This window comes from Paenibacillus brasilensis (assembly GCF_009363115.1).
Lineage (GTDB): Bacteria > Bacillota > Bacilli > Paenibacillales > Paenibacillaceae > Paenibacillus > Paenibacillus brasilensis.
In genome coordinates this window covers 2,803,495-2,819,454 of the sequence record NZ_CP045298.1, presented here as the reverse complement: position 1 = coordinate 2,819,454, position 15,960 = coordinate 2,803,495, and the positions used below count along the sequence as shown (strand labels likewise).

General features: G+C 45.7%; 16 protein-coding genes. 6 read left to right on the top strand and 10 right to left on the bottom strand.

The genetic code is table 11. From position 1 onward, the window contains the following. Positions 1-120: 120 nt before the first annotated feature. The 3 genes from GCU48_RS13190 (at position 121) to GCU48_RS13180 (ending at position 3,364) form a co-directional block, all read left to right on the top strand. Positions 121-1,482: a GntP family permease gene (locus GCU48_RS13190; RefSeq protein WP_152380295.1), complete on the top strand. Its 1,362-nt coding sequence runs from the start codon at positions 121-123 to the stop codon at positions 1,480-1,482. A gap of 41 nt (positions 1,483-1,523) precedes the next feature. After that, a complete protein-coding gene (gene gntK / locus GCU48_RS13185) occupies positions 1,524-3,065 on the top strand; it encodes a gluconokinase (protein WP_152380294.1) in 1,542 nt (513 codons plus the stop codon). 119 nt (positions 3,066-3,184) lie between these two features. Then, a complete protein-coding gene (locus GCU48_RS13180) occupies positions 3,185-3,364 on the top strand; it encodes a hypothetical protein (protein WP_081752078.1) in 180 nt (59 codons plus the stop codon). A 116-nt stretch (positions 3,365-3,480) separates the two neighbouring features. Here the strand turns inward: GCU48_RS13180 and GCU48_RS27340 are convergent, their stop codons facing one another. From GCU48_RS27340 to GCU48_RS13170, 3 genes are all read right to left on the bottom strand, one after another. Continuing rightward, a complete protein-coding gene (locus GCU48_RS27340; protein WP_208811826.1) occupies positions 3,481-3,600 on the bottom strand; it encodes a YjcZ family sporulation protein in 120 nt (39 codons plus the stop codon). 115 nt (positions 3,601-3,715) lie between these two features. Further along, positions 3,716-4,081, bottom strand: coding sequence for a protein kinase domain-containing protein (locus tag GCU48_RS13175; RefSeq protein WP_244315625.1), 366 nt, complete (start codon positions 4,079-4,081; stop codon positions 3,716-3,718). 156 nt (positions 4,082-4,237) lie between these two features. After that, complete coding sequence (locus GCU48_RS13170) at positions 4,238-5,059, bottom strand: MerR family transcriptional regulator (protein WP_152380293.1); 822 nt, start codon at positions 5,057-5,059, stop codon at positions 4,238-4,240. A gap of 533 nt (positions 5,060-5,592) precedes the next feature. Between GCU48_RS13170 and GCU48_RS13165 the strand changes: the two genes are divergently transcribed. Further along, the gene (locus GCU48_RS13165) at positions 5,593-6,549 is read left to right on the top strand and encodes an L-lactate dehydrogenase (protein WP_152380292.1); all 957 of its coding nucleotides are present in this window, start codon (positions 5,593-5,595) and stop codon (positions 6,547-6,549) included. Between the two features lie 87 nt (positions 6,550-6,636). Here GCU48_RS13165 and GCU48_RS26920 read toward each other — a convergent pair whose 3' ends face one another. After that, the gene (locus tag GCU48_RS26920; RefSeq protein WP_167518689.1) at positions 6,637-7,125 is read right to left on the bottom strand and encodes a GHKL domain-containing protein; all 489 of its coding nucleotides are present in this window, start codon (positions 7,123-7,125) and stop codon (positions 6,637-6,639) included. A gap of 533 nt (positions 7,126-7,658) precedes the next feature. Continuing rightward, complete coding sequence (locus GCU48_RS13155) at positions 7,659-8,411, bottom strand: LytR/AlgR family response regulator transcription factor (RefSeq protein WP_152380290.1); 753 nt, start codon at positions 8,409-8,411, stop codon at positions 7,659-7,661. A gap of 439 nt (positions 8,412-8,850) precedes the next feature. Here GCU48_RS13155 and GCU48_RS13150 point away from each other — a divergent pair, with 439 nt between their 5' ends. After that, positions 8,851-9,585 (top strand): YiiX/YebB-like N1pC/P60 family cysteine hydrolase, encoded by a 735-nt coding sequence (locus GCU48_RS13150; protein WP_152380289.1) that lies wholly within the window; start codon positions 8,851-8,853, stop codon positions 9,583-9,585. A gap of 111 nt (positions 9,586-9,696) precedes the next feature. Then, the gene (locus tag GCU48_RS13145) at positions 9,697-10,923 is read left to right on the top strand and encodes a hypothetical protein (protein ID WP_152380288.1); all 1,227 of its coding nucleotides are present in this window, start codon (positions 9,697-9,699) and stop codon (positions 10,921-10,923) included. A 427-nt stretch (positions 10,924-11,350) separates the two neighbouring features. Here the strand turns inward: GCU48_RS13145 and GCU48_RS13140 are convergent, their stop codons facing one another. From GCU48_RS13140 to GCU48_RS13120, 5 genes are read right to left on the bottom strand one after another with little or no spacing between them, the layout of a single operon-like run. Further along, a complete protein-coding gene (locus tag GCU48_RS13140) occupies positions 11,351-12,079 on the bottom strand; it encodes an ABC transporter permease (protein WP_152380287.1) in 729 nt (242 codons plus the stop codon). Further along, positions 12,079-12,795 (bottom strand): ABC transporter permease, encoded by a 717-nt coding sequence (locus GCU48_RS13135; protein ID WP_025718144.1) that lies wholly within the window; start codon positions 12,793-12,795, stop codon positions 12,079-12,081. Before GCU48_RS13135 ends, GCU48_RS13140 begins: the two co-directional genes overlap by 1 nt. Beyond that, on the bottom strand, positions 12,792-13,709 hold the full coding sequence (locus GCU48_RS13130) for an ABC transporter ATP-binding protein (protein WP_152380286.1): 918 nt from the start codon (positions 13,707-13,709) through the stop codon (positions 12,792-12,794). Before GCU48_RS13130 ends, GCU48_RS13135 begins: the two co-directional genes overlap by 4 nt. Positions 13,710-13,768: 59 nt before the next feature. Further along, positions 13,769-15,199: a HAMP domain-containing sensor histidine kinase gene (locus GCU48_RS13125; protein ID WP_152380285.1), complete on the bottom strand. Its 1,431-nt coding sequence runs from the start codon at positions 15,197-15,199 to the stop codon at positions 13,769-13,771. Continuing rightward, positions 15,199-15,873: a response regulator transcription factor gene (locus tag GCU48_RS13120; protein WP_152380284.1), complete on the bottom strand. Its 675-nt coding sequence runs from the start codon at positions 15,871-15,873 to the stop codon at positions 15,199-15,201. Before GCU48_RS13120 ends, GCU48_RS13125 begins: the two co-directional genes overlap by 1 nt. Positions 15,874-15,960: the final 87 nt, after the last annotated feature.

Below are 15,960 nucleotides of genomic sequence, written 5' to 3'. Positions count from 1 at the left end.
GATTAAGAATCCAATGTACCGCGCATTTTGCGTTTCCTGCCAGCGCGGTTCTTCTTCTAATGAAAGTTGTCGACAAGTATACATCTATCTTAATATGGATGAATAAGGAGGCATTACTTCATGAACACACTATTCGGCTTGAGCCATAACGTTTCACTGCTCATATGGGCGCTAGTTACTGTCATTCTTTTGATTTTGCTGATTGCCAAATTCAAATGGAATCCCTTCGTTTCACTGCTGCTCTCCGCCGTATTTCTCGGGCTGGTTAACGGGATGCCAGGACATGAAGTCACTGCCTCTATCACCAAGGGACTGGGCAGCACGCTCGGCTCCATTGCCATCGTCATCGGACTTGGCACCATGCTTGGCAAAATGATGGCAGAATCCGGCGGTGCCGAGCGCATCGCAACTACACTGATGGAACGTTTTGGTGAAAAACGCGTCCATTGGGCTATGATGATTGTAGGGTTTATTGTGGGGATTCCGGTATTTTTCGAGGTCGGCATCATTTTATTAATTCCGATTCTATTCACGGTCGCCCGGAAAATGAATATGTCTCTATTGAAGATCGGCATTCCAATGCTGGCAGGGCTATCGACGGTACATGGTCTTTTGCCCCCTCATCCGGCTCCGATGATCGCAATTGAAGCCTTCAACGCCAATATCGGACGCACGATAGGATATGCACTTATCGTCGGTATTCCGTCCGTCATTATTGCAGGCCCGGTCTTCGGCGCATGGATTGGCAAAAGAATCATGGTCAGACCTTCCGAAAAGCTGGATGAGCAGTTCAGAAATACGACCGCACGGTCGTTGCCGCCTTTTTGGATTACGCTGTTTACCATTTTGTTGCCTGTTATTCTCATGCTAAGCGGATCGGTAGCTGAAATCGTGGACCCAGCCAATACACATGCGGTTACTGTATTTTTCAAATTTATTGGTGATGAAGTGATGGCGCTGCTGATTGCGGCTGTATTCTCTTTCTTCTCGCTTGGGTATGCACGCGGCTTGAAGAAAGAGGATTTAGCCCGTTTTACCAGCGAATGCCTGGCCCCTACAGCCTCCATCATCCTGATTATCGGCAGCGGCGGTGCATTTAAAACCGTGCTGATTGACAGCGGCGTGGGTCAGGCCATAGCTGCAGTCGCTACAGGAGCGCATATGAACGTAATTGTATTTGCTTTTCTGGTCGCTGCGCTCATTCGTGTGGCCACCGGGTCCGCAACGGTCGCGATGACGACAGGCTCCGGTATTGTCGCACCTGTACTGGCACTCACCCCCGGCGCGAATGTCGAGCTGGTCGTCCTGGCTACCGGGGCTGGATCGCTCATCCTGTCTCATGTGAATGATGCCGGCTTTTGGATGATCAAGGAATTTTTTAATATGACCGTTCCGCAGACTCTAAAATCATGGACCGTTATGGAAACCATCCTCTCCCTGGTCGCTTTCGGTTTGATTATGCTGCTGAGTGTGTTAATTTAACGTTAATAGCTAATAACGGTTAAGTGAAGGGGAGATTGACTATGACAGACACCCGATACATGATCGGCGTCGATATCGGTACGACCAGTACCAAAGCAGTGCTTTTTGAAGAAAACGGCAAAATTGCCGCCCAGCATCATGTAGGCTATCCACTGCATACGCCTGAGCCCGATGCAGCGGAACAGGACCCGGAGGATATTTTCAATGCCGTCGTTACAACGGTGCAAGAGGTCATGAAGCAAAGCGGAGTGCCAGCCGGGCATGTACTCTTCGTCTCCTTCAGCTCAGCCATGCACAGCGTACTGGCGGTGAACAAGAACGGCAAGCCGTTGACCGCCTCCATCACTTGGGCAGATAACCGCAGCGCCAAATGGGCTGAAGCGCTCAAGCATAAGTACAACGGACACGACATTTACTTGCGCACCGGGACGCCCGTTCATCCCATGTCACCGCTGACGAAGCTGATGTGGATTACACGGGATTTACCGGAAATTGCAGCTCAAACGTACAAATTCATCTCCATCAAAGAATATGTATTCGCCCGGTTATTCCAGCAATATGTTGTGGATCATTCGATTGCATCCGCTACGGGTCTCATGAATTTGCAACAGCTGGATTGGGACGAGGAAGCGCTGCGCATTGCAGGTGTAACGAAAGAACAGCTATCTGAGCTGGTGCCGACGACTCATGTGCTGCAAGGGCTGGACAAGAGCTATGCCCAGGACATGGGCCTACTCGAAACGACTCCTTTTGTTATCGGGGCCAGTGACGGTGTCTTGTCCAACCTCGGTGTTAATGCAATCAAACCGGGGGTTGTGGCTGTCACAATCGGCACCAGCGGGGCCATCCGTACCGTAGTTGATCAGCCGCTTACCGATGCCAAGGGACGTTTCTTCTGTTACGCATTGACCGAAAAGCTATGGGTAATCGGTGGCCCGGTGAACAATGGCGGGATTGTGTTCCGCTGGATTCGGGATGAATTTGCAGCCTCCGAGGTGGAAACTGCCAAACGATTGGGGATCGATCCGTACCACGTGCTGACCCAAATCGCGGAGCAGGTACGTCCCGGCTCGGACGGCCTGCTTTTCCTCCCGTATTTATCCGGTGAACGTGCACCTCTGTGGGACCCGAATGCACGCGGCTCTTTCTTCGGCCTGTCCCTGCGCCACAAAAAAGAGCATATGATTCGCGCCGCACTGGAAGGCGTATTGTTCAACCTGTACACGGTCATGCTCGCTATGGAAGAGGTCATCGGCAGGCCGTCGGTCATTCATGCTACTGGCGGATTTGCACGCTCAGAGCTGTGGCGTCAGCTCATGGCGGATATTTTCGACCAGGAGGTCATTATCCCCGAAAGTCTGGAAAGCTCCTGTCTGGGCGCTGCTATTCTGGGCTTATATGCACTGGGACGGATTGATTCACTGGATGCAGTCTCCGATATGATCGGCACCACTCACCAGCATCAACCTGTGGCAGAGCATGTAGATATTTACCGTGATTTACTGCCGATTTATATCCGCATCTCGCGTAAGTTTGAAGAAGAGTTCAAGGATATTGCGGAGTTTCAGGCCAAGTCCCTATAAGACTTAAATTAATGGAACTTGTTACAGCATTGTGGCGTATTACCGTTTCATACGAACCTGTCTATGTCAGTTAATGATATAAAAAATCAGCTGGACAGGATCAGAAGGAGGATTAGACGATGCTCAGAAAAATACTGCACCGCCTGTTACATTCCACCTCTCATTCTCATAAGCGGCGATACAGCAGCTCAGATCGTTATTACGACCAGAGACGCCATTCTTCATCAGACGGTTACAGAAACAGCCATAACGGTCACCGATATTACAAGGACAAGCGCCGTCACTACTCCAGCTCCTAGCCAAGTAACAAAAAGCGAAGACCCTTCTCAACACGGGCCTTCGCTTTATTGTTATACGTCCTTCGTTATGCAGGACAACATCTGTGCATTTTAAAGGAAATCGGCTACGGCCGAAATTACAGAAACAGGGTTTTGGATATAATCACCAGCAAAATGAACAGAACCAGAATTGCTCCTACAGAGGTCCAGGCTCCTACGCCGTAATGCATACCGCCTACTCCACACATATGACTCATTTACAACACTCCTTTCGCTCATTTACAGGATCATTGTATGTAGACCTGGTCAAATGCGTAAGTGGGCATCCCCCCATTTTTACGGCGAATGCCCGGCTATCTTTATGGACCGGTATTACGGATTAACCTCAAGCTGCAGCAATGCTTCCTCTAGCGTCCTGCCCGAGATATATTCCATGACCAGGTACACTCCGTTCGGATGCTCTACCCTTTCGAGCAGCTTCGGGATATAGGGATGGTCCATCTGCTGCATGATATCGGCCTCACGCTGCAGCAGCTGAACTGCCTGCGCCCGCTTGCTCGGTCTGGGCAGCTTGACGGCTACCTCCTGCCCACTCTGTCCGTCCTGACAGAGATAGGTCAGACCATAGCTGCCCATACCCAGCAGTGAATGAATATGATACCGTCCGTTGAGTATATCACCAGGCTGTTTTGGGTAGTCGATCCATGATTGATAAGCGTTTCGCAACCAAGCCAACATGATCCTGTCCTTTCCTGTACATGCCGCGGCAAAGCTCTCCATGCAACCTGTCCTCTGGCTCTTTGTTTTTACTTTACTACTATTATATCATTACAAAAAAGACCATCAGGGCCGAGAAGGTCTGATGGTCTTATCAGAAAAACAGGAAAATGAAAGCTATGCCTCTCTACGTCTGCGCGGCGCCAACCCCAGCCAGGATAGCAGTGAACTGCGTGATTTGCGCTGTCTGCCCTGATAGGTGCGCAAATTGGTGATTAGCAGTCGATCCCGTTCCTCGTCGGCCCGTTCTTTCATCCAGCGTTTTTGATCCTCCAGCTGGTTAGAAAGGCTAATATTTTTTTCCACCAAACGGCTATGCTCCGCTTCCAGCTCTTCCAAGCGACTTCGCATCTCCAGCAAAGCACTTTGTACCATATCCTGCATCTGCGTTAATTCTTGTGGTTCCATGGGCTCCAGCGTTTGTACTGATACAGGGGCTTGTTCCAATCTATGCTCAATAGTTTGCGCCAACGTCTGAAAAGGCTCCTGCGCTTGTCGCTGCACCAGTTCCTCTGACAGCTCCTGCACATTGATTTCCTCCTGTAAGCCTGCCGACTCCAGGGTAGCATTGGCTTGCGCCTCTACCATATACGAATCTCTATCCTCAGCCGCCGCCAATATCTCCTCCCAGGTTGCAGTCAATGATTCCGCATCCGAGACAGGCGGCAAACGGAATTCTTCTTCCACGATTGGGAATGGTGCGGTCACCCTTTCAAGTACCGCCTGTACTGCCTGGTCCATCGTCATATGATCTTTACGCAGCGCTTTTCGCATCACCCTTAAGCACTCTACATCTTCTGGACTGAACATTCTCGACTGATTCGCGGAACGCTGAAACACATAACCCTGCTCCTCCAGCGCTGCCGCATATTTACGAAGGGTACTTGCCCCGATTTCCAACTGTCTGGCCGCTTCCATCGTCGATTTGCTTTCTTCCATTGATCATTACCTCCCCGGATGGTATGGAAAGAAATAAGCTTGTATATGTACAATTCGCGGAATCAAATGGAAACCCTTTGGCAAAAAAGTTCTAATATTGCGGACTGCTAGGAACCTTTGTCATCACCAACGACTTTTAAAAAATGCAAAAAACGACACGGCGGCGCCGCTTTGATTCTATGCAATTTTAGAGCGTTTTCAAAACGTCACGTAAATGTCATACTTTCAGTGTTTTCATGGCATTATTCCTCCCATTAAAACAATGTATTTTTTAATTTATATAAATATTGCTTTAAAATGGATTGAACCGGCTTAGCCTGTATTCCAGCGAAAACGTCCTTTAATTCACGCTTATGCTACGCTCATCATAAAAAAGCAGCTCTATTTACAGTTGTTTTTTCATTTTGCAGCATGAAGGCAAAACAATGGATATTTTCAAAAAATCAGCAATATGTTATGTTATGTAACGTAAAATGGATTTCAGGCATAATTTGTAGCATATTAACGTTCACTGGAACGAGGAGGAAACATACATGAAGGGGAAGGCAAGGAAAGTAGCGATTGTCGGCGCGGGAATGGTCGGTTCGAGCTGTGCCTACTCAATGGTTAACCAGTCTATTTGTGACGAAATCATGATGATTGACCGCACATATGACCGGGCCTTGGCGCATGCGCTCGATCTATCCCATTGTATGGATTTTACGTCCACACGTACAAAGGTACATGCGGGAACCTATGCGGATTGCACGGATATGGATGTTGTGATTATAACAGCCGGGGCCAATCCGAAGCCCGGTCAAGATCGCTTGTCTGTATTGGACAACGCAGTGATCATCACTCGGGAGATTGTAACATCTATTATGGAGGATGGCTTCGACGGTATTTTCGTCATTGCAGCTAATCCTGTCGACATTGTGACCTATCTGGTGCAGAGCATTTCCGGCCTACCGCGCAACAAGGTGATCGGCACAGGGACCTCTATTGACTCATCCCGTCTCAAGACGCTACTTTCTGAAGTGTTTTCCATAGATCCACGCAGCGTGCAGGGATACGCCCTTGGCGAGCATGGCGATTCCCAATTCGTCGCCTGGTCACACGTCACCATTGGCGGGAAGCCACTCTTGCACATTCTGCGTCAGCACAAAGAGCGATTCAGCCACGTGGATCTGGACGACATTGCCCGGAAAACGAAGGATGCAGGTTGGGAAATCTACACCCGCAAAGGCGCTACTTATTTTGGCATAGCCAATGCGCTCGCCTATATTACCCGTTCCATTTTAAATGATGACAGTAAAATTATAGCGGTGTCTGCCGTATTGGACGGTGAGTACGGGCACAGCGATGTCTGCACAGGCGTTCCGGCAATCATCGGCAGCAGAGGAATTCAGGAGATCATCGAGCTGGAGCTAAGCCCGGAAGAGCAAGCCAAGTTCGACGCCTCCTGCCGTTTCATCAGCGATAATATTCGCGCCCTGCCAGGGCGTGTGTAAAAACGTGCATTACACCGGACTGAATGCTCTTCAATCCGGTGTAACCATTTGATAAATTCCACCCTCTCAAATAACGGTGTTTCCTTTTTAAAATTGCAGAGTGACCATAATATTAAACCTGTGATTAATAGCCTCAATGCTCACATTCCCATCGTATCTCTCTGTAATCTTTCGAATGTTAGTTAACCCATTTCCGTGAAGATCAGGCTGTTGTTTTTTCGTATACAAGCTACATGTGAAATCCTTCATCGTATTAGTAACATTGATAAATAGTGTGTACTTATTTGAAAAAATAATAATCTCTATACACTTATTACCTGTCTGACCTGATATTTTTGCTGCTTCAACTGCATTGTCCAGTATATTTCCCAACACGACACAAAGATCATATCTCTCGATTTTCAAATTGACATCTTGAAGATTAACTTTATATTTCACCTGTATTCCGCTAACCTGTGCAATATTCAACGTATTACTTACTAGGGCATCAATGACCAGATTTCCAGTGTTTACTCTCTGATACGAATTGTCTATCCTGTCCAAAGTCAGATGGATATATTCTAAGGCCTCATGCAATTCTCCCTCCTCGATACATCTAACTATAAACAGGAGATGATTATTTGTATCGTGTATAATCCGCTTGATGTTCTTAAATGAATTGGTGGTCTTTTCATAAGTTGTATCCTGGTATTCCATTTGCCTTAACAATTGTACATTCACTTCGATCAATCTAAACTTTTCAATTATGTTGTAAAATAGATAGCTAACCAACAAATTAATGATCAACAAACCAATAACAGAGAATATACAATAATTATTTGTATTGGAATAAAAAATTAATGTGTTCATAATAAGTAGGCTGATTAGTATAATAAGCACTATAATTAAATAGTATTCTTTGTAAATTTTATATTTCTCTCCGCGTCTAATCAATTTTCTGAATTGAATAAATACGAGTATCAATATAAAAGCAATTGATAATACCAGTAGGCTGTTCACATATTCCGCGATCGTTCTGAATCCCCCTTACATTTTTTCATAGTTTTCATGTTGAATTGTATAGACAAATATTTGGAAGTCTCAGCATTTGAGATATGTACTTATTAGCATTAACTCCTTCGTTTAAATTCGGAAATCATATATTTGGTATACGTGGCCTTGACAGCCTTTAATTTGGAACGTCCTATAGGGAATTCTGCGCCATTCGACATCAAAACAGAATGGCATGTAAATTTGTTAATATGTTCCATGTTGACAACAATAGAGCGGTGAATCTGTAAAAATCGATAATCCCCCAATTTCACTACATAATTTGATAAAATCCCGTTTGTAAGGTAATGATCGTATACCGTTGTAATCTCCAATTTCCTACGACTTTTAAATCCATCGTATACTTCTAGAGATATAATATCTCCATATTTCAATACGATCTCTTCCAAATCTACTTTTATGACCAGAAAACGCTTTTTCAAAGAGAAAATATATTGAGATAATTTGATAATTTTTTGTTCGAAAACATCGTAGGAAACTGATTTGAGCAAATATTGAAACGCCTGAACATCAAAACTGTCCATCACATACTCGGGATAGTTTGTTAGAAAAATGATTTGAACATCATAATCTGGAATATTACGTATCATTTTTGCTACCTCAATTCCGTTAATACCTCTCAGCTCAATGTCGAGAATCAGAATATGATAAGGATCTCTTTCACTTTTTTGATAATATTCCAATAACTCCTCACCAGAGGAAAAGCAAGAAATTTTAAATTCCTGTTCTAAATTCATAGCCATATGCAAGAATAGATTTTTCACACGATGTTGCTGCTCCACTTCATCATCACAAATAGCGACCTTCAACAAAACCAAATCCCTCCCCAAAAATCCACATCAAGATTTTAATGGTCCATCAATCTCCTATTTCCTGTAATAGAACAAACCTAACACGAATATGTCGTTCGTGTTGAATTTACATCCATTTGGACCATTTTTAAGAATTACATATCAATTATGTGTATTATGACACTAGCTTAGGTAAACAAGGTTGAATTCCAAATCCTCAAGAGCAAATGCGTTTACCTAAGATTTTATTCTCTCTGTCACTCCTTCCTTTGTTTCTTTTTATAACATTACATGAGCTTGATTGGATCTTCGCCTTTTTTATAAAAATATCAAAGGGCTGGATGGCTATTTTTACATGTAGGAGGTGAATTCAACTTTTGATTCAAACGAAAAACTAAGAACTTTGTTCACGACGTAATATAGAGTACTAAATTAAAAAAATTATGGAGGCTGAGGTAATATGAACAAATTGTTTAAAACGTTGATATCTTTAAGTTTTGCAATCAGTATTTTGGCTCTTCCTACTATTCAAGCTAGTGCTGAAGAAGTGAATTCATCAATCTCAACCGATGTTTATCAGGAAATGAAGAGCGCAGGAATGTCTGATCAGGATATTGAAATGCTTAAAAAACATAATGCGGAAGAAATTGAATATATCAATAGTGGAAAACTAAAAGAAAAAGCCCTCAAAGACCAACAAACCATCGCATTGAATAGTGACAAATCAGATGAGCGGAATGCTGCTATTTCGCCGAACGCTTCTAGTTTGGGCACCTTTGGAGATATTTTAGTAGCCTTCAACGCAAGTTCTTGGGGAATTGATTTTGGTTACCCTGGACATGCAGGGATCGTTTCTAATACCAACGGCTACACTATAGAGTCATTCCCTGCAGATGGAGTACAGTATCATACAAACGATTGGGGTAGTCGTACGAATATTTATGCCATGCATGTTAAAGGCGCTAGTAGCAGTAATTATACAGGAGCTGCCGGCTATGCCTACACGAAAATCGGTAAACCTTATAATTGGAATTTTGTTAATCCATGGTCTGAAGATAAATTTTATTGTTCGCAACTGGTATGGAAAGCATGGAAAACTCAAGGAATTGATGTTGATTATATCACTATCGATCCTATTGTAACTCCAATGGAAATTGCAAAATCAGGTAATACGAGTATATATTATAGTAATTAATCATATTCGTTAACTAACATCTTAAAATTCCAGTTAGTTGAAGTGGTTTTCTACTAACTGGAATCATTTTGTATGTTCACATCAAATTTTTTTTCATGAGGGGGAAAGGCTTTGTTAACAAAGAAACAGATAGTTTGGATAGTAATTGTTATGGCCTGCTTAATTGGCCTTCTTTTAACCCTTTGTATCATCAGTAATAATTCAAAAAGTAGACCATCCAAAGATTTGAATCATTCCATAAATACCCTCTCAGAAAAAATAAAGCTGAATACAGCTGAAAAAGGCTTTGTAGTCATCTACTCTGATGCCATGAAGGAAGGCGCTGATCTTGTAAGCTACAGCTCGACTGGAGATATTATAGGCAAGCAGAAACTAAAAGATGGCCGTGCCTTCTATTATTTCACTAAATTTGATGGTAACTACTATATCGCCTCTGAGCGACAAAATAGGCATTATGTTATGGATAATTACGGAAATATTTATTCCTTTTTTGGTCCCGCAAAGTACAACAAGGACAGAGCAATCGGTACTTCTTTCATCAAAAGCAGCGGAGACTATTTATTTTTCACTATGAATGTGGGTACCAATCCACAATACTCCCCCAAGGTATATTCTAATGAGTTGGTATATTCAAAGATGGGTGAATCTGCACTTCATCACGTCATGTTGCCAGGATATTTCCAATCCGTTGTAGAAAAAGAAAATAAAGCTTATGTATTATACATAGACGGGAATGGAGAAAACGTTGGTATTTATGTGATAGATCTAAACACAAATCGTTTGCTTCATAATTATTCTATTCAAAATCACAAGTCTCAGGAACGGGCATATTATCCGGTCGGGCAAAATAACGGATCATCCCTTCTATGGTTTCATAATCGTCTAATCATCATGTTGGATGGAAATCGTCCGGGCATTCAGGATCGGCCGATCATTCAAATTTTAAATCCCTCTGATGGCTCCTTAGATAAAGAAATTTCTATTTCTAACGAATCATTTTCCCTGTATGATACTGCATTACACAATGGAAATTTGTATGTTATATCAAATAATGGTGAAATAATGGCTTATGATTCTTCCTTAAAGAACGTAAAAAAAATCCAATTAAAACAAAACAAAGAGTTTATTCAGAAAAAGGAGACTGACAGAGGATATATATCGAGTACAAGAATTTCGGGGAATTCTATTGATATACTCTATGACTTTGTTAAAAAAAGTCCTAAGGACAGAGTCAGAGAAATACGTCGCTACAGTTTAGAGACAGGCGCTGAAGAGGCTGTCATTCCCTTAACCTATCATTCCAATAAAGAAATGATTCGTTTCTTCGGCACAAATTAGCTAGCTACCAAATTACTATACTCCCTTCAAACGAGGTGTTAATATGATTTATTGGTTTTTTCATCAACTGAACCCTCTTGTCCCCACTCTGCTCATTTGCCCCCTAATCGCCATTATAATAGGGATTATTTGTTCATTTCTTCATTTTAGGATTCTGCTGGGTGTAGGCATCGCTATTGTACTTCCTCTCCTGTTTATCACGACAAATATAGACACCTTTAAATCCAATTTGGACGCATGGGCGATGTATGGTATTATCTATGCCCTGATTACCTATGCTTCATTTAGAATAACTTCACGAGCTAGACGTTGAATCAGCCCTATATACCCATTCTGAGACGTGACCCGGAATGAATGAAAATAATAAAACAGAAAACAGATCGAGGCAAGCTTCATGTACCAGCAAGCTTACCTCCTATATCTCACTCTATATCTCTTTATAACGAAACACCGTCAGGCCCGCAAACAAAAACACGACAAAGCTACCCAGTATAACCGTCATTAGTGTATCAGCTGGTACCATGAACGCCCCGAAGTTGTCTCTTCCGCTCGGCATCATCGCCAGTAAGGGCTGTACCCACGGATAATACGGAGCGTAGGTCTGGGATTTGGCGATGAGAATATTCGGCACGGTAAAGACGAAATTCAAAGCAAGCGGTGCAGCAAAGCTGGACCACAGGAAGGACACCATGAGCTGCAGCGCAGCCAGCGGCAGGCAGGCAACCCAGCCTGCGAGCAGGCTTTGGGCGATCACGGCCCAAGGGATCGGTCCATTCATATCCTGCACAGCTCCAACACCCAGCAGTGCTCCGCCGAACAATAGCTGGGTCAATCCGACCAAGGCCATAATGATCGTCAGCTTGGCCGCGTACAGGCTGGTGCGGGACAATGGTAACGACAGCAGTTGCTTCCAACCGCCGCCCCCATGCTCGAATCGGCAGACCAGGGAGCCAAACACGGCGGTCAGCATCGGCATGAACAGGAGCGCATGCATTGTGAGCATGGCTGACAACAGCAACAGCCAGTTTCCTCCCGGGTTCGCCAGCAGACCAACCAGCACGGCAAGCGCCGGACTGACGAGTGCGAGCAGCCAGACGGGCGATTTAGCCATTTTCATACGTTCGACAGAAAGCAGCCGTACATATCCTCCGAACATTACGCCACATCCTTTCGGCAAAAATGGGCCGCTGTCAGCAGGCTGAGAAGCACACCCGTTCCGCAGCCGATGGACGCAAATATCCACGCTTGAGGCGCAGCCCATGCGAATTGCGGCCAAGCCAGCGGAAACCATTCAGACAGCTGTGAAGCAAACAGGCTGCCGATACCGAGCGTAATGCCCAGTGTTACAGGCAGCGCCTGATTTTGGAACGTGACCGTTAGCCACAACAGCAGCACGAGCACAGGCAGCGTGCCGCCCAAAGGCCAAAATCCGAGCCGCAGCAATTCGCCCATCGGCGCAGACTCTTCCCCGAAACCAAGAAGCATTCCCAGCCCCCACGTTCCCACCGTCAGGAGCAGACAGGACACGCATAGCATTCCGATGGCCAGCGTGAGCTTGGCCATATAGACGCTGAACTTGGAAATAGGCAGGGCCAGCAGCTGCTTCCAGGAGTTAGACGAATGCTCCACATTCGCCAGCATGGAAGCGATCATAGTAGCTCCTAACACCAGCGCAAGAGGTACGAACAGAGCAATGTTATCCATCAAGGCTTCCCACAAACGGCCTCTATATCGCGGAATCAGATAGTCATAGCGGAGTCCGAAGTTCAGTCCCTGCATCGCCACCAGTCCAATGGGACCGAGGAATACCAGGAACCAGATTCCCTTTCGGCGTGCTTTGAGCAGATCCGCCTTCAACGCCCGCAGCATCATAGGGAGCCCCCTCTTTTGCCCACCACTTGCATGAACATATCCTCCAGCGATTTGCGGCGCTCCTCCACACGATACACGGCATGCGTATTTTCGACCAATCTTTTGACCAGCAATGCAACAGCCGCATCATTCATGTTTTCAAAATCCAGTGCCGCCCCGTCTTTCACCGAATGGTAGCCCTGTTCACGTGCAATCAGTTGAGCAGCTTCCGGCTCCGATACTACGATACGAATGCCCCCTGCGGATTCCTGGCGGAGATTGTGAATCGTATTTTGAAAGACCAGCTCGCCCTCACGGATAATACCGACGGTATTTGCCATCTGTTCCACCTCGCTCAGCAGATGGCTGGATACCAGTACGGTGATCCCCCGTTCCTTGGGCATCGCCTGAATCAATTCGCGCATTTCCTGAATACCCTCCGGGTCCAAACCATTCGTTGGCTCGTCCAGAATGAGCACTTCGGGATTCCCGAGCAGCGCCGCTGCAATACCAAGTCTCTGCTTCATGCCTAGCGAGTAGCCTTTGACCGGGCGTTTGGCATGCTTGGTCAGTCGAACGACCTCCAATACGTTCGCAATATTCTCTTTGGGCACATTCAGAATGCGGCGAATGGCCTCCAGATTTTCGATTGCGTTCAAATGACCGTAATACGAAGGATACTCTACCAACGAGCCGACTTTACGCAAAATATCGAGCTTATGCCTCCGAATATCCTGTCCGAATATGCGGATCGTTCCCCGGGTTGGGCGAATGAGTCCAAGCAGCATTCGGATCGTTGTCGTTTTTCCCGCCCCATTCGGGCCGAGAAAACCGTAAATATCTCCACGCCCTATTTTCAGGTCCAGTTGGTTAACCGCAGCACGGCCTTTGTATATTTTGCTGAGACCGTTCGTTTCAATAATATATTCGTTCAAGTTCCTCACCTCGACACCTATCGTAACGTACCGAGTTTAAAGCTGAGGGAACCCCTTGTTTAAGTTTTGTTTAAAAAACGGATTTGTGTTCCGGCAGAGGAACTGACAATATCCCTCTCCAGATTCATTTCACGAGCCAGCAGTTCTGTAATCGCCAAGCCAATCCCGGCTCCTTTTTCACTAGACTGGCGCTCCATTCCCGGCCCTTTATCTGCAATAACTAGCGCGGCTTTCCCGTGATGCTCCTGTATATGAATACCAATATAGCGGCCTGAAGCGGCGTGGCGAACTACATTTTGAAAAACATTATCCAGTAAACGGCGGAAGCCTTGCTCATCGACCGTCCACACTATACTATGCTCGGGCAGATCAATATCCACCTCAAAGCCTTCCTTTTCCCACATCGGGTACCAGTTGGCTGCACACTCTCGCACCAGCCGCAGGATATCGCGCGGTTCGTTTCTCAATGTGTATTTACCACTCGACAGCAGATTGTAGGTGAGCAGGTTGTCGATCAGACTTCCGAGGTCTTTCAGCTTATTTTCCATTAACATAATGGACTGTCTTCCCTTGACACTCAAATTCTCCGTATCCAATGTGTACAGATGGTTGCGTACAACCGTAAGCGGTGTCCGAATATCGTGTGACAGATCCGCAACCAGCCTTTTTCGCAGTTCTTCCTCCTGTCGCTCTCGTCCCCGGCTATCTGCCAATTGCTCAACCATCTGATTGAACGCCTCCTCCAGCTTGCCGATTTCATCCGGGCGTCCAGTGGTGACAAGGATAGGCAATCCATCCTCACCTCGTTGCGACATGGCCGCCTGAAGCCGCACCAGTCTGCGCCGAATGCCTACAAAGAACAGGAGAGACACGAATATAAAACCTGCAAGGATCAATACAATAAATATGATGTAGTACATTGATATGCTGCTATCTGTATATTGCCGCTCAAAGAAGGAACGAGGTACTATTAATACCATATAGCCCTGATTCACATCTTCTTTGCCGCCGCCAATAAAGGCCACTACCGTGAACGGTCCCTCGTAGCTTGCTTGCTTCATAAAGGCAATAGCCTGCCCCGCACTCCATTGATTCGGGATATCCGGTTGTGTGGGTAGCTCCAGTCTTGTTTTCCCGGTGGCATCCACCCAAAATATTTGTGAATCGGGAAACATATCCCGCTGTATTTTGCGCAGATGGGCTGAGATTTGCTCGGGTGTGTTCCCCTTCAAGGCTATAGCTTCACGATGCCAACTACTTTCGGTACTGGTAGTTGAGGGATAGTGTGGGTTTTTAGGCGTGGAGTTCGTCTCCCAGTTAGACAACATACTATAAATAAGCACCGTAGCAGGCAGCACAATGGGCAATAACAACATGGCTACCACAATAATGAGCAGATAGCGAAATAACAGAGAACTCCCAAAACGTTCTCCCTGACCAAGCCCCGAGCTACGACGTAGCCTTCCCCAACTATTACGTGGCCTGCTCATTACGCCTTCACCCGATAGCCTACACCACGGATCGTTTCTATGATTCGGGGATTCGCAGGGTCAATCTCCAGCTTCTCGCGCAGGTGCCGGATATGAACCATCAGCGTTTTATCTCCGTCGATATACGGATCGCCCCACACAGCCTCATACATTTGCTCCTTGGTCATAATTTGGCCCAAATGCCGCAGCAAATAAGCAAAAATATGATATTGCTTGCCTGTTAACGTAATTTCTTCTCCGGTATCACAATTCACAATACGGTTATCAGGAGGATACACCGTGAGATGTGCCAGTTGTATGGATTCTTCGGATGCGGCACCTGTTCGACGCAACAAAACCTCCATCCGTGCAATAAGTTCATCGGGATGAAAGGGCTTGGTCACATAATCGTCGGCAAAATCCAGCCCTTGCAGCTTATCATCAATGGAGGTGCGGGCTGACAACATAAGAATCGGAAGCTCCGGGCGCTCCTTCTTGAGCCGCTTGCCAATGGTGAATCCATCCAGACCAGGCAGCATCACATCCATAATAACGAGCTGGCACGTACGGGCTGCCTCCACAGCCCCATCCCCACTGCGAAGCCACCTTACAGCGTAGTTCCGTTCTTCCAAATATTGATGCATCCATGCACCGATATCCTGATCATCTTCAATGTATAACACATTTGTTTTCATCGTAGGCACCTGCTTATCGTTTTTCTTTTATGTAATGGGCATTATAGCATTTATGGTACATAACCCGCTTAAAAAGGTTAATAACTA

Excerpts from the sequence above, each read along its gene's own strand:
- GCU48_RS13180 (WP_081752078.1), top strand. The coding sequence starts at position 3,185 with ATGCTCAGAAAAATACTGCACCGCCTGTTACATTCCACCTCTCATTCT.
- GCU48_RS13170 (WP_152380293.1), bottom strand. The coding sequence starts at position 5,059 with ATGGAAGAAAGCAAATCGACGATGGAAGCGGCCAGACAGTTGGAAATC.
- GCU48_RS13175 (WP_244315625.1), bottom strand. The coding sequence starts at position 4,081 with ATGTTGGCTTGGTTGCGAAACGCTTATCAATCATGGATCGACTACCCA.
- GCU48_RS13120 (WP_152380284.1), bottom strand. The coding sequence starts at position 15,873 with ATGAAAACAAATGTGTTATACATTGAAGATGATCAGGATATCGGTGCA.
- GCU48_RS13135 (WP_025718144.1), bottom strand. The coding sequence starts at position 12,795 with ATGATGCTGCGGGCGTTGAAGGCGGATCTGCTCAAAGCACGCCGAAAG.
- GCU48_RS13190 (WP_152380295.1), top strand. The coding sequence starts at position 121 with ATGAACACACTATTCGGCTTGAGCCATAACGTTTCACTGCTCATATGG.
- GCU48_RS13125 (WP_152380285.1), bottom strand. The coding sequence starts at position 15,199 with ATGAGCAGGCCACGTAATAGTTGGGGAAGGCTACGTCGTAGCTCGGGG.
- GCU48_RS13150 (WP_152380289.1), top strand. The coding sequence starts at position 8,851 with ATGAACAAATTGTTTAAAACGTTGATATCTTTAAGTTTTGCAATCAGT.
- GCU48_RS13165 (WP_152380292.1), top strand. The coding sequence starts at position 5,593 with ATGAAGGGGAAGGCAAGGAAAGTAGCGATTGTCGGCGCGGGAATGGTC.
- gntK (WP_152380294.1), top strand. The coding sequence starts at position 1,524 with ATGACAGACACCCGATACATGATCGGCGTCGATATCGGTACGACCAGT.
- GCU48_RS27340 (WP_208811826.1), bottom strand. The coding sequence starts at position 3,600 with ATGAGTCATATGTGTGGAGTAGGCGGTATGCATTACGGCGTAGGAGCC.
- GCU48_RS13140 (WP_152380287.1), bottom strand. The coding sequence starts at position 12,079 with ATGTTCGGAGGATATGTACGGCTGCTTTCTGTCGAACGTATGAAAATG.